We start from the raw sequence: 13533 nt of genomic DNA on the forward strand, positions 1-13533 counted from the left end.
TCCTCAGCGGGCTGCACGGCTCGTCGGCGTCGCTGCTGCTCGCGGACTGGTTCCGGCGGGAGCGCCGTGCGGCGCTGGTGGTGGCGCCGTCGCGCGACGCGGCCCTACGGCTGGCCGACGACCTCGAGGCCTGGCTCGGGCCCGGCGACGTCGTCTACCTGCCGCAGCAGGAGGTGCTCGTCTACGACCGCCAGTCGCCGGACGCCGAGCTGGTCGGCGCCCTGATGGCCGGGCTGGCGAGGCTGGGCACCGGCGCGCCGGCGCTCGCGGTGACCTCGCTGTACGGTCTGCGCCAGCGGGGGCTGTCGCCGTCGCGCCTGGCGGCGGCCACGCTCGCGCTGGCCGTCGGGGGCCGCCACGACCGCGAGGGGTTCTGCGCGCGGCTGGGGGAGCTGGGCTACGCCTGCGTCGGCCTGGTCGCCCGCACCGGCGAGTACGCGCGGCGCGGCGCGCTCATCGACCTGTTCCCGCCCGGGGACCACCCGCTGCGCGTGGAGTTCTTCGACGACGAGATCATCTCGCTGCGCACCTTCGACCCCTCGACCCAGCGCACGCTGGCGAAGCTCGAGCGGATCGACGTGCTGCCGGTCAGCCACCTCGTGCTGGACGACGAAGCCGTCCTGGAGGCGCAGCTGCGCGTCGAGCAGCTCGTCGAGGACGGGGAGCTGGCCGACGACGACCGGCTGGACCTCGACGCCCGCCTCGAGGAGCGCGTCCACGCCGCCGGCCTCGAGGCCTTCCTGCCCCTGTTCGGCGCGACCGCCCTGCTCACCGACCACCTGCCCCCCGACGCCTGCCTGATCTGGAGCGACCCGGCGGCGCTGGCCGCGCAGTCCGAGCTGCTGGACGAGGAGATCCCGCGCCTGCGCGAGACGCGCCTGCGCCACGACCCCTGGCTGCCGGACACCGCCGAACTGGTGGCCCCGGCCGGCGAACTGGCCGTCCTGACGCTGCCCCAGGCCGCGCTGAGCGGCGGCTGGGTCGGGGACGACCCCGTGCGCTGGCTGGAGCGCGACGCGTTCGAGACCGCGCGCTTCGACACGCACCGCCCGGGCCTGCGCGGCGGCGACGTGGCGCGGCTGGCCGCGGCGCTGTCGGCGTGGGAGAAGGAGGGCCGCTTCGCCTGCGTGCTCTGCGACAACCAGGGGCAGGCCAGCCGCCTCGCCGAGCTGCTGCTGGAACAGGAAGGGGCCCTGCCCGCGGCGATGCCGGTGGTGGGCCGCCTCGCCGAGGGCTTCCTGTGGCCGGCGGCCGGGCTCGCCCTGGTGACCGACCACGAGTTCTTCGACCGCTACCAGCGCCCGGCCCGCGCCCGCTTCCGCGGCGGCGCGGTGGTCAAGGACTCCGGCAACCTGCAGGCGGGCGAGTACGTGGTCCACGTCGAGTACGGCATCGGCCTGTACCGCGGCCTGCGGCGCATCACGGTCCAGGACGCCGAGCGCGAGTGCCTGCTGCTGGAGTACGCGGCCGGGGACAAGGTCTACGTCCCGGTCGAGAAGATCGGCCTAGTCGAACGCTTCAGCAGCGACCGCGCCGCGGCGCCGGAGCTGAGCCGCCTGGGCACCGCGTCCTGGGCCCGCGTGACCAAGAAGGCGCGCAAGGCGATCCAGGCCATGGCGGCCGAGCTGCTGAACCTCTACGCCGCGCGCCAGAGCCTGCCCGGCTTCGCCTTCCCGCCCGACGGCGACCTGCTGCGCTCGCTCGAGGAGTCCTTCCTGCACGAGGAGACTCCCGACCAGCTCACCTCCATCGCCGACGTCAAGCACGACATGGAGCGCGCGCAGCCCATGGACCGCCTGGTCTGCGGCGACGTCGGCTACGGCAAGACCGAGGTCGCCATGCGCGCCGCCTTCAAGGCGGTCGAGGCGGGGCGCCAGGCCGCCGTGCTCTGCCCCACCACGCTGCTGGCCCACCAGCACGGCGAGACCTTCGCCGAGCGCTACCGCGACTTCCCGGCCCGCGTGGCGGTGCTGAGCCGCTTCCAGTCGCCCCGCGAGCAGCGCGAGGTCGTGCGCCGCGCGCGCGAGGGCGAGCTGGACGTGCTGATCGGCACGCACCGGCTGCTGTCCCGCGACGTCCGCTTCCAGCGGCTCGGCCTCTTGGTCATCGACGAGGAGCACCGCTTCGGCGTGCGCCACAAGGAGCGGCTGAAGCAGCTGCGCAAGGAGGTGGACGTGCTGACCCTCAGCGCCACGCCCATCCCGCGCACGCTGTACCTCTCGCTGATGGGCGCGCGCGACATGTCGCTGATCACCACCCCGCCGCGCGACCGCCTGCCGATCCACACCGAGATCTGCGCCTACAGCGAGGAGGTGCTGCAGGAGGCGATCCTGCGCGAGCTGCACCGCGGCGGCCAGGTCTTCTTCGTGCACAACCGGGTCGAGACGATCCAGGCCACGGCCTCGAAGGTCCGCGAGCTGCTGCCCAGCGTCCGGGTCTGCGTCGCCCACGGCCAGATGGACGAGGACGCGCTGGAGCGGGTGATGGCCGCCTTCCTGGCCCAGGAGTTCGACGTGCTGGTCACCACGACGATCATCGAGTCGGGGCTGGACATGCCGCGGGTCAACACGATCGTCATCGACCGCGCCGACCGCTTCGGCCTGGCCCAGCTCTACCAGATCCGCGGCCGGGTCGGCCGCTCCAGCCAGCGCGCCTTCGCCTACCTGATGACGCCGCCGGGGGAGGCCCTCTCGCAGGACGCGCGGCGGCGGTTGTCGGCGCTGCAGGAGTTCCAGGCGCTGGGCTCCGGCTACCACATCGCGATGCGCGACCTGGAGATTCGCGGCGCCGGCAACATCCTGGGCCAGGAGCAGCACGGGCACCTCGAGGCCATCGGCTTCGACCTCTACTGCCGCCTGCTGGACGAGGCCGTCTCCGAGCTGCGGGGCGACGGGCGCGCGACGGCGCTGGACGTCAAGATCGACCTGAAACTGCCGGCCTACCTGCCCGACGACTACATCGGGGACCCCGAGCAGAAGATGGACCTCTACCGCCGCCTGGTGCGGATCGCCGACGATCGCGGCTTCCGGCTGGTCGCGGACGAGATCCGCGACCGCTACGGCCCGCCGCCCCCGCCGGTCGCCAACCTGTTGCAGATCGGGCGGATCCGGGCCCTGGCGGCCCGCAACGGCGTGGAGGAGATCCGGGTCGGCCGGCGGGAGCTGAGCCTGTTTTTCGCTGGCGGGAGGGAGCCCTCCCCCCTTATACTCCGCGGTTTGATGGGAACCGGTCCCAAGGGGCTGATGTTCAGGGCCGTCGACCAGCTCGAGCTGAAGATCCCGGCGACCCGCGACGACGCCCCGGCTGCCGCCTATCACATCCTGGACCTCATCGATCGTTTGCGCGAGGACGCGGGCGGCGATCCGGCCGCCGCCGTGCCCTCGAAACCCCTGAGTCGAGTGAAGGAGACGTCATGACCTCGAACGCACGCAGGTTCCTCGCCGCGGCCGCCGCGACGGCGGCGCTCGCGCTGGTCCTGGGAGCCGCCGGCTGCGGCGGCAAGTCCGAGAAACCGGCGGCGGGCGCCGACAAGGAGGACGGGCGCGTCGTCGTGAACGTCGGCGAACGCAAGGTCACGGCCGGCTACTACCAGTCCCGCCTGCAGAAGATGGCCGCGAACGACCTGCCCCGCGACGCGGAGGGCAAGGCCTTCGACACCGCCACCCCGGCCGGACGGCGCGCGTTCCTGGACGTCATCATCAACAAGGAGTTGATGGTGCTCAAGGCCAAGGAGCTCGGCTACGACGAGCAGGAGGACGTCAAGAAGCTCATCGAGGCGGTCGTCTACTACCAGTCGACCCAGGTGATGCGCACCGACCTGATCCAGAAGCCGGGCGAGGAGGTGTCGGCGGAGGAGATCAAGGCCTACCACGACCGCCGCACGCAGGTCCGGCACTTCGAGTTCATCATCTGCAACTTCGAGGCCGACGCCGCCAAGGCCCGCCAGGCGGTGCTTGACGGCGGCCTGTGGGAGACCGTCGCCGAGGAGTACAACGACGGGTCGCGCGGCCCCTCCAACGACTACCGGATGCAACTGCAGTTCGGCACCGCCGACGACATGTTCGAGCGCCCGCTCTTCGAGCTGGGGGTCGGCGAGGTCAGCCGCCCCATCGAGAGCGTCTACGGCTACTGGGTCGTGCGCCTGGACAGCGTGCAGACCGTGCGCGAGCGCCCCCTGGACGACGAGTACCGCGAGCGCATCCGCGCGACCATCTCCCAGAAGCGCGCCAAGCTGCGCGAGGCGACCTTCATCAAGGAGAGCCGCGAGCGCCACGAGTTCAAGTACGACGACGCCGCGCTGTGGATCGTCTTCAACGGCATGCCCGAGGATGAGCCCTACCTCGACCAGGCGACCCAGAAGCCCGTCGAGAAGGAGCGGCTGCGGCCCCTCGACGTCCCGGCGTCGGAGCTGGGGCGGTTCTTCTTCAGCTTCCGGCCCGACCCCGACCAGGAGCCCCAGGTCTGGACCATCGGGGACTACAAGGCCAAGTACGACGAGATGAGCGTCTTCCAGCGGCCGAAGCGCAACACCCTGCTCGGCGGCGTGAAGAACAAGCTCTTCGGCGACATGGTCGACCAGGCCCTCTACGCCGCCGAGGCGCGCGAGCGCGGCTACGACAAGGACCCGCGCGTCATCGCCGAGGCGAACGAGCGCAGCGAGCAGCACATGCTGTCGCTGTTCCACGACGAGGTCGTGAAGTACGACGAGCACGTGAGCATGGAGGCGATCCGCGCCCTGTACGAGGAGAACCCCGCGGTCTACCGCGTGCCCGAGGAACGCCGCGGCCGCATCATGATGTGCGCGGACAAGTCCGCTGCCGAGGCGGCGGCCGCCGACCTGGCCGCCGGCCAGCCCTGGAGCACCGTCTTCGCGGCCCGCAACAAGTCCACCGGCGGCACGCCGGAAGGGCAGATCTCCATCAACGAGCTCGCGCAGTCGGCCGACCGCGACCGGCTCTTCGCCCTGACGCGGCCCGGCGAGGTCAGCGCGCCGTTCCCGTCGCACGACCTCTGGTGCCTGGTCATGCTCGACAACGCCACGCCCGGGCGGCAGAAGCCGCTCGACGAGGTGATCAACGACGTCGGGGCGAGGGTCAAGCGCAAGCGCCAGGACGAGGCCCTGCAGACGCTGCTGGCGCAGTGGCGCAACGAGTACCCGATCAAGATCAACGACCGCGTCCTGGACTCCCTGCCTTCCTGGGAGCAGCTGCAGGCGTCCAAGCCGGCGTCCAAGTAGCGCCGGACGCCCAGAGGTGTCGCGGGCGCCGGGGGGAGCCTCTCCCCGGCGCCCACTTTGAAAGGAAGCAGGCATGATGGCAGCGCGGCGATGGATGGCGACGGCGGCCCTGGCGCTGGCGGCGGTCTCGGCGAAAGCGCCGGCGGCCCGGGCCCAGGACGCCGCGTCCGCGGCGGCGCCGGACACGACGGCGGCGACCGCGACGATGGCGACCGCGACCCCCGAGCTGGTCGACCGCATCATGGTCGTCGTCGACGAGGAGGCGATCCTGCAGAGCGACCTCGAGCGCGAGATCGCCCTCTACCACCTCGAGTCCCGCAACATGGGCGCCCCCGACGACAAGGACGAGGCGACGGTGCGCGCCGAGGTCCTCGACCGGCTGATCGAGAGCAAGCTCATCATCGCGGCCGCCCGCCGCGAGGAGATCGAGATCAGCGAGGAGTCCGTGGAGCGGGAGGTCCAGGCGAACATCGACCAGCTCGTGCGCTACTACGGGTCGCAGGCGCGGCTCGAGGCGGAGCTGGCGGACAACGCGATGACCCTGGACGACTACCGCCGCCGCTCCGCCTCCCAGCTGCGCGACCAGCACTACATGCGGGCCGTGGTCAACCGCTTCATCCGGCCGGGCATCGAGGTGCGCGAGGAGGAGGTCGAGGCCTACTACGCGGCCCACCGCGACGAGGTCCCCGCGGCCCCCGACACCCTGGCCCTCTCGGACATCCTGATCGCCGTGCAGCCCTCGCCGGAGGTCCAGCGCGATCTGCAGGCCAAGCTCGGGGCCGTGATGCAGGAGCTGGGCCGCGGCGACGCCTTCGGCGCGGTCGCCGACCGCCACACCGCGGGCCCCGGCGCCGGCGCCGGCGGCCGCATCGGCCTGGTCCGCCCGGGCGAACTGTTCAGCCGCGCGCTGGAGGACGCCGTGTTCTCGCTGCAGGAGGGCGAGACCTCCCAGCCCGTGGTCACCGAGCGCGGCCTGCACGTCGTGCACGTGGACAAGGTCGGGGAGGAGGGGCGCGAGATCAGCCAGATCTTCTTCCCCATCGAAGTGACCGAGGACGACGTCGCGCGCTCGCGCGCCGAGGCCGAGGCCGCCCACGCGCGCCTCACGGCCGGCGAGCCCTTCGCGAAGGTGGCCGCCGAGGTCAGCGTCGATCCCGGTTCCGCCCCGCGCGGCGGCGAGCTCGGCACCTTCGTCCTGGACGAGCTGTCGCCGACCATCCGCGAGCACCTGGCCGAGGCCGCGGCGGGCGCGATCACGCCGCCGTTCCTGACCCCGGCGGGTTTCTACATCTTCCTGGTGCGCGAACGGACCGCCGGCGCGAGCGCGGGCTTCGAGGAGCTGCGCGACCAGGTGCGCCAGGCCGTCGAGTCCCAGAAGCTGCAGGAGGCCCTGGCCGTCTACGTCGAGGGCCTGCGCGCGCGGTTCGCCGTCGACCGCAAGGACTGAGAGCCGGCGCCCGCCGGCAGGGAGGCCGTCGCTTGCTGCAGCGCTTCGCCGGACGTGAGCCGGTCGTCGGCCGCTTCCTGGACCTGGAACGGTCCGGGAAACTGGGCCAGAGCTACCTCTTCGTCGGGCCCGACGGCAGCGGCAAGGAGCTCACCGCCCTGGAGATCGCCCGGCTGATCAACTGCGCCGACCCCGAGGCCTGCCGCCGCGAGGCCGCGTGCGAGAGCTGCCGCAAGGCCCTCGGCTTCCAGCATCCCGACATCCAGTGGATCTGCCCCGCGCCGGCGTCCCTCGCCGACGCCGAGGTCGGCGAACTGCTGGCGGCCAAGGCCGAGGACCCGTTCCACCGCCCGTCGTTCGCCGGTTCGAGCGAGGTGCTGATCGGCGACCCGGACCGGCCCGGACCGCTCACGATCCGGTCGGTGCTGCAGTTCCTGCGCCTGAAGCCGTTCCAGGGCCGGCACAAGGTGGCGATCGTCGGCGACGCCCACCGCCTGCGCGCGGGCGCCGCCAATGCCTTCCTCAAGACGCTCGAGGAGCCGCCGCCCGGCGCGCTGATCCTGCTGCTGTCGAGCCTGCGCGGCGCGGTCCTGCCCACGATCCTCTCGCGCTGCCAGCGCGTGGCCTTCGAGCCCTACCCGCGCGAGGAGCTGGCGCGGCTGTTGGTCGACCTCTACGACCTGCCGCCGGCGCAGGCCGCGGACCACGCCCTGGCGGCGGACGGGGACGCCCGCCGCGCGGCCCGTTACCGCCTGACCCTGTCGCGCGCGCTGCGGGCCTGGGCCCGCGGGCTCGTCGCCGACCTGGACGCCGGCCGCCTCGGCACGGCCCAGATCGCGGCCGAGATGCTGCACAAGGGGGCGGTGCCGGCCGAGCTGCTGGCCGAGGCCGCGGACGGCGTGACCCGCCCCGGCGTCGCCAAGGAGCTGTCCGAGCGCCGTGACCGGGCGATTCAGCTTTGCGAGCAGATGCATCTCCATTACAGTGAAATCCTGGGCTGCGCCGCGCGCGGCGACGGCTGGGAGCCGCGCCTGCCCCGCGACGCCGCCCTGATCGCGGACCTCGCGGGCCGCCGCACGCCCGCCGGCCTGCTGCGCGACATCGACGCGGTCGAGCAGGCCCGGCGCGAGATCGACCAGAGCCTCAATCTCGGCCTGGTGATGGCCGTGTTGTTCCAGGAGCTGAGCGACCATGTCCGACTGGATCGAGCCGCCGCGCGGGCCTGAGCCCGACGCCGCCGCGCCCGCGGCTCAGCAAGACGCGCCGCACGACGCGCCGCTTGAAGCGTCGTACGATGCGTCGTACGAGGCGCCGCACGCCGCCGCGTCGCCGGCGTCCGATCCCGACGCCCTGGTCATGGTGCAGTTCAAGGGACACCGCAAGGCCTGCTACCACAACCGCCGCGCGGTCGGCCTCGACGTGGGCGACTACTGCATGGTGGAGGCGGACCGCGGCCGCGACATGGGCCGCGTCTGCTACGTCGGCCCCGGCAAGGAGGTCTGGCGGCGTGAGGCCGCGCGCCAGGGCGTGCTGGCCACCTGCGGGCCGGACGACCTGAAGCGCCTGCACGAGAACCGCGCCGACGAGTGGGAGTGCTACGACATCTGCCTGGAGAAGATCCAGGAGCGTCGCCTCGAGATGGAGCTGGTGACGGTCGAGCGCCAGTACGACCGCAACAAGATCACCTTCTTCTTCACGGCCGAGAAGCGCGTCGACTTCCGGCAGCTGGTCAAGGACCTCGCCGCGATCTTCCGCACGCGCATCGAGCTGCGGCAGATCGGCGTGCGGGACGAGGCGAAGATCAAGGGCGGCATGGGGATCTGCGGGCGCGAGCTGTGCTGCAGCAGCTTCCTGGGCGAGTTCAGCCCCGTCACCCTGAAGATGGCCAAGGGGCAGCAGCTGCCGCTGAGCCCGAACAAGCTGTCGGGCCTGTGCGGGCGGCTGCGCTGCTGCCTGTCGTACGAGCACGAGGGGTACCTCGAATCGCTGGCGCGCATGCCGCGCGTCGGCGCCCGCGTGACCACCCCGCGCGGCGAGGGGCGAGTCCGCAAGCTCGACCTGCTGCGCGAGACCGCCACGGTGCAGCTGGACGAGGGCGCCCAGACGCTGGTGCTGGGCGCGGCCGAGATGACCTGGGACGTGCGCCAGGACCTGCCGCGCAGCCGGCAGCGGCGCCCGCGCAAACCCTGCCACCGCGACGAGCCGACCGAGCACTGACCTCCCGCCCGCCGCGCACGGGCCCGGACCCATCACCGCCCGTCGCCGGAGGACGCTTGTACACCGACACCCACCTGCACCTGGACCGCCGCGAGTTCGCCGGCGAGGTCGACGCGGTCCTGGACAGGGCGGCGCGGGCGGGCGTCACGCGCCTGATCAACATCGGCTACGACCTGCCCAGCAGCGAAGCCTCGGTGGCGCTGGCCCGGGGCGACGGCCGCCTGCGGGCCGCCGTCGGCGTCCACCCGCACGACGCGCTGGTGATCGCCGACGCGGACGGGGCGGTCACGCCGGACGGCGAGCGCGCCCTGGCGCGCCTGGCCGAGCTGGCCGCGGACCCGCGCGTGGTGGCGATCGGGGAGATCGGCCTGGACTTCTACCGCGACCTGTCGCCGCGCCCGGCGCAGCGGGCGGCGCTGCGGGCCCAGCTCGCGCTGGCCTCGCGCCTCGACCTGCCGGTGGTGCTGCACGTGCGCGACGCCCAGGACGACATCGTCGACGAGCTCGAGGCCGCGGGCGTGCCGGCGCGGGGCGGCATCCTGCACAGCTTCGCCGGCGGGGCCGGGCACGCCGCCTGGGGCGTGGCGCACGGGTTCCTGCTGGGGATCGGCGGCCCGGTGACCTACCGCAACAGCGGCCTGCCGGAGGTCCTGGCCGGCGTCGCTCCCGAACATCTGGTCCTGGAGACCGACGCGCCCTGGCTGCCGCCGGTGCCGCACCGCGGCGCCCGCAACGAACCCGCCTTCCTGCCGTTCACCGCGGCCCGCGTCGCGGAGATCTGCGGCCTCGCGGCGCCGGAGCTGGCGCGCATCACCGGGGCCAACGTCGACCGCCTGTGCGGCGCGCGGGGGTGGGCGTGAGCGAGCCCCTGAACCGCAGCCAGCTCGAACTGCTGCGCGCCCACGACGTGCGCCCGGTCAAGCGCCGCGGGCAGAACTTCCTGCTGGACGGGAACCTGGCGCGGGCCATCGCGGCCGACTGCCTGGAGCTCGGGACGGACGTCCTGGAACTCGGGGCCGGGGGCGGCGCGTTGACCTTCCCGCTGCTGGAGGCCGGGGCGACGGTGACCGCGGTCGAGGTCGACCGGCACCTCTGCGACCTCCTGCGGGAGGAAACGGCCGGACGGGAACGATTCCGGCTGGTGGAGGCCGATATCGCGCGTCTGGACTGGTCCGCGACGCTGGATCTGGCCGGTCCTCGGCCGGTGGTGGCCGGGAACCTGCCCTACGTCCTGACCAGCGAGGTGCTGTTCGCGCTCATCGACCACCGCCGCCGCGTGGCCGGGGCGGTCTTCATGATCCAGCGCGAGGTGGCCGCCCGGCTGGCCGCCGGTCCGGGCAGCAAGGAGTACGGCGTGCTGGCGGTGGTGCTCGGCTCGCAGTTCGAGGTGGAGGTGCGCCGGCAGGTGCCGGCGGCGGTGTTCTGGCCGCGGCCCGACGTCGTGTCGGCCGTGGTCGTCCTGCGCCCGCGGCCGGACACGTGGGACGACGGGGAACTCTCGCGGTTCCGGGCCCTGGTCAAGGGGCTCTTCCAGCAGCGGCGCAAGCGCACGGCCACCGTCCTGCGCGCGCTGTGCGGCGTCGACGAGGCGACCGCGGCCGGCTGGTGCCGCGCCGCGGGCGTGGATCCCGACGCGCGGCCCGAGCAGGCGCCGCGCGCGGCCCTGCGCGAACTGGCCCGGCTCATTCCCGGGGAGGGCGGACGTTGAGGTGCAGGCCGGGAACGAGGATCGCCGCGGCGCTGGCGCTGCTGTGGCTGCTGGCGGCCGCGGTCGGCGCGGCGCAGGACGACCCCGACGAGGCGGCGGCCCAGGCCGCGGCCGACAGCCTCGCCGCCGCCGAGAGCGGCGCCCCGACCATGAGCAACTTGCAGCGTCAGGCGGCCGCGGCCCGGGCCATGGCCGCGGACACCACCCGGGTCGGCGGGACGCCCTTCGTGCTGAGCTGGGAGCGGGCGGCCGATGCCGCGGTGCGGGCCCAGATGCAAAAGGTCGACTGGGAGGCCGGCCTGCTCAACAGCTTCGCGCTGCGCGACCTGAGCCTCATCGCGCTCGACCTGGGCACGGCGCACGAGGACTACCGGTCGCAGGAGAAGCTCGTCGACCGCCGCAACGGCTCGCTCACCTACACCACCGACTCCCAGAAGAGCCTGACGGCCAACCTCTCGCTGGCCCAGAGCTGGAGCCGCGACGAGGTCACCAACGCCACGGGCCTGACCACCGCCAACGAGCGCGACGTGCGCACGGCCAACACCACGGTCCAGCGCACGGGCCTGGGCCTGCTCGGCGGGCTGCACGACGTGAACGTCCGCGGCACCTTCACCGAACAGCGGGCCGAGCAGCTCGGCATGCGCAACGACATCTCCGAGGGCCAGCTCGACGGCGCGCTGCGCTCCAAGGTCGCGGCCGGGGACTGGCTCGTCGTGCGGACCGGCCTGTACGGCGCCACCCAGAGCGGCGAGCGCTCCCTGGGCCTGCAGACGAACCCCTCGAGCACCAGCGGCGACACCCTGCGCTTCGGCGCCTACTACGACCGGGGCGCCTGGAACGGCGGGTTCACGTTGGCGAGCTCGAACTTCGACCGGCGCTACCTCGACTACCGCCGCAACGCCAACGGCGTCGTGGACACCATCGGCGTGGACGAGAAGATCGTGAAGGAGCTGGAGAGCGACGACGCGATGACCCTGGCCTGGGACAACGCCCTGCGCGTGTGGGGCGTGAGCTTCGGCGCCAAGCTGGCCCGCGACATGTCGCAGAACGGCTTCCGCGCCAGCGGCATCGGCATGCGGGAGCGCCACCTGGACCGCGCCACCCTCGACCTGGGCTTCCGGGCGACCCGCCTGGACTCCGTCCAGTTCCAGTACGGCTACCTCTGGAAGTGGGACGACCAGACCTTCAAGGGCGCCACCAACCCGCGCGGCCGCCAGATCTCGCAGTCCCGCGACTTCAAGTTCAGCTGGGTCCACGACCTGTTCCGGCACACCGACCTGCGGCTGGCCTACACCACGGGGCTGTCGCAGGAGATCGCCGAGCGCATGTTCAACCAGAACGACCGCGACCGGCTCGAGACCACCCTGAACCTCAAGGTCGACACGACCTTCGACAACCTCTTCAAGGTGAACCTGGCCTTCGACGCCCGCCACCTCGAGGACATCTCGATCCGGCGCGAGCGGTCGGCCAACAACAGCGTCAAGGACACCTACGAGGTCGCCCCCGGCTACTCCTGGCCGGTCGCGCCGTGGCTGGACCTGGCGCAGAGCTTCCGCGTCTGGATCCAGTTCACCGACTACGTCTACTCCGGGTTCGAGGGCATCGACAAGCAGGACGACTACAACAAGCGCGGCAACCTGAACACCAGGGTCACGATCCGGGTGAACAGCCGCCTGCGCGTGACCCTGCGCCACGACTTCGACGTCAAGTCCAACGCCAAGGAGTCGCGCTCCGACGCCGCCGGCCGCACGTACTACAGCCGCGAGCAGACCCAGGACAACTCCAAGGTCGACGTCAGCCTGAACTACAAGCCGACCCCGTGGCTGACCCTGGACGGCGCCACCTACCAGGCGCGCGACTACAAGGAGACCTTCGGCGCGCGCGTGACCGAGACCGAGCGCTTCAGCGGCCAGGTCAGCGTGGGCGGGCAGATCCAGCTGACCAGCAAGGACGGCACGCGCACCCTGAAGGCCAGCGTCCACCGGTTCTTCGCCCACGGTCCGAGCGTCCAGGAGTACAACAGCGCCTACTGGGACGCCGACATCCAGATGAAGTGGAGTTTTTGATGACCCACTATCGTCGAGGCTCATTTCTTGCTATAATAATCTTGTCCCTGGGCTTGGCCCCCGTGCTGGGGGGGTGCCTGTTCGAGCCGCGGAGCGCGGAACCGCCGACGGGCGGCTCGATCACGTACTTCGACCAGTCGCAGCCCCAGAACGTCCTGGCGAACCTGGAGATCGCGTTCCAGAACCGGGACGCCGCCGGCTACGAGCGCCAGATCGCCGCGGACTTCAGCTACGAGCCGGACGGGGACACCCAGGCGTCGTACCCGGACGTGGACTGGACGACCTGGAACCGCGAGACCGAAATCGCGTTCATCCAGAGCTTCTTCAACAACGTGGACGGGATCGCGGCGAACCTGAACGAAACGGTGGTTTCGGAGGGAAGCACCGGCACGACCGCGGAATACCGCGAGATCTATGCCGTCACGGTGACCGAGAGCGGCGGCTTCGTGCCCTACCGGGCCAGCGTGACGTTCAACTTCGTGCTCGACGGCACCTACTGGGTCCTGTCGCGCTGGTTCGACGAGCAGGGCGGGGAAGACCCCGTGTCCCACGCCCCCCTGCCCACCTTGGGGCAGCGCCGGGGCGCTTTCGCAGCATCGGGAGGTGGCCGAGCGAGCGGTTGATATGCTATGATGGAACCCATCATCCAAGAGAGATCCGCCCCGCGTACGGCGGGGCCCGAAAGCGAAACTGCTGCGGCGCGCGAGCCGCGCGCCCCCTGAGATGTGGAGGTGACCACCATGCGAAACCACACCCGGTTGCTGAGCGGCCTGGCGGCCGTGGCGACCCTGGTCGTCCTGGCCGGCGGCTGCATCTTCTCCCCGGACGACGACGTGATCAACCCGCCCGTGCCGCCGTC

The 13533-nt window shown here is 72.2% G+C and carries 9 protein-coding genes; all 9 read left to right on the top strand.

Annotated features, from left to right (window positions below):
* The coding region (gene mfd, locus Q7W29_13760; GenBank protein MDO9172887.1) for a transcription-repair coupling factor at nt 1-3416 on the top strand (3416 nt) is incomplete at its 5' end.
* Nucleotides 3413-5236 (top strand): peptidyl-prolyl cis-trans isomerase, encoded by a 1824-nt coding sequence (locus tag Q7W29_13765; protein ID MDO9172888.1) that lies wholly within the window; start codon nt 3413-3415, stop codon nt 5234-5236. The genes mfd and Q7W29_13765, both read left to right, overlap by 4 nt.
* A gap of 73 nt (nt 5237-5309) precedes the next feature.
* Nucleotides 5310-6683 (top strand): peptidylprolyl isomerase, encoded by a 1374-nt coding sequence (locus Q7W29_13770; GenBank protein MDO9172889.1) that lies wholly within the window; start codon nt 5310-5312, stop codon nt 6681-6683.
* Nucleotides 6684-6715: 32 nt separating this feature from the next.
* Entirely contained in the window at nt 6716-7909 is a 1194-nt protein-coding gene (locus Q7W29_13775) for a hypothetical protein (protein ID MDO9172890.1), read from the top strand.
* The gene (locus Q7W29_13780) at nt 7875-8900 is read left to right on the top strand and encodes a stage 0 sporulation family protein (GenBank protein MDO9172891.1); all 1026 of its coding nucleotides are present in this window, start codon (nt 7875-7877) and stop codon (nt 8898-8900) included. The genes Q7W29_13775 and Q7W29_13780 overlap by 35 nt, the downstream gene beginning before the upstream one ends.
* Before the next feature lie 56 nt (nt 8901-8956).
* On the top strand, nt 8957-9760 hold the full coding sequence (locus Q7W29_13785) for a TatD family hydrolase (protein MDO9172892.1): 804 nt from the start codon (nt 8957-8959) through the stop codon (nt 9758-9760).
* On the top strand, nt 9757-10608 hold the full coding sequence (gene rsmA, locus Q7W29_13790; protein ID MDO9172893.1) for a 16S rRNA (adenine(1518)-N(6)/adenine(1519)-N(6))-dimethyltransferase RsmA: 852 nt from the start codon (nt 9757-9759) through the stop codon (nt 10606-10608). The genes Q7W29_13785 and rsmA overlap by 4 nt, the downstream gene beginning before the upstream one ends.
* Nucleotides 10605-12674 (top strand): hypothetical protein, encoded by a 2070-nt coding sequence (locus tag Q7W29_13795; GenBank protein MDO9172894.1) that lies wholly within the window; start codon nt 10605-10607, stop codon nt 12672-12674. The genes rsmA and Q7W29_13795 overlap by 4 nt, the downstream gene beginning before the upstream one ends.
* 41 nt (nt 12675-12715) lie before the next feature.
* Nucleotides 12716-13297 carry a hypothetical protein gene (locus Q7W29_13800; protein MDO9172895.1) on the top strand — a complete coding sequence of 194 codons (582 nt, stop codon included), beginning with the start codon at nt 12716-12718 and terminating at the stop codon, nt 13295-13297.
* Nucleotides 13298-13533 lie beyond the last annotated feature (236 nt).

The organism is bacterium (assembly GCA_030654305.1).
GTDB lineage: Bacteria > Krumholzibacteriota > Krumholzibacteriia > LZORAL124-64-63 > LZORAL124-64-63 > PNOJ01.

What these genes read in the sequence shown, in the direction of transcription:
- Q7W29_13765 (MDO9172888.1), top strand. Translation starts at nt 3,413, where the DNA reads ATGACCTCGAACGCACGCAGGTTCCTCGCCGCGGCCGCCGCGACGGCG.
- Q7W29_13770 (MDO9172889.1), top strand. Translation starts at nt 5,310, where the DNA reads ATGATGGCAGCGCGGCGATGGATGGCGACGGCGGCCCTGGCGCTGGCG.
- Q7W29_13780 (MDO9172891.1), top strand. Translation starts at nt 7,875, where the DNA reads ATGTCCGACTGGATCGAGCCGCCGCGCGGGCCTGAGCCCGACGCCGCC.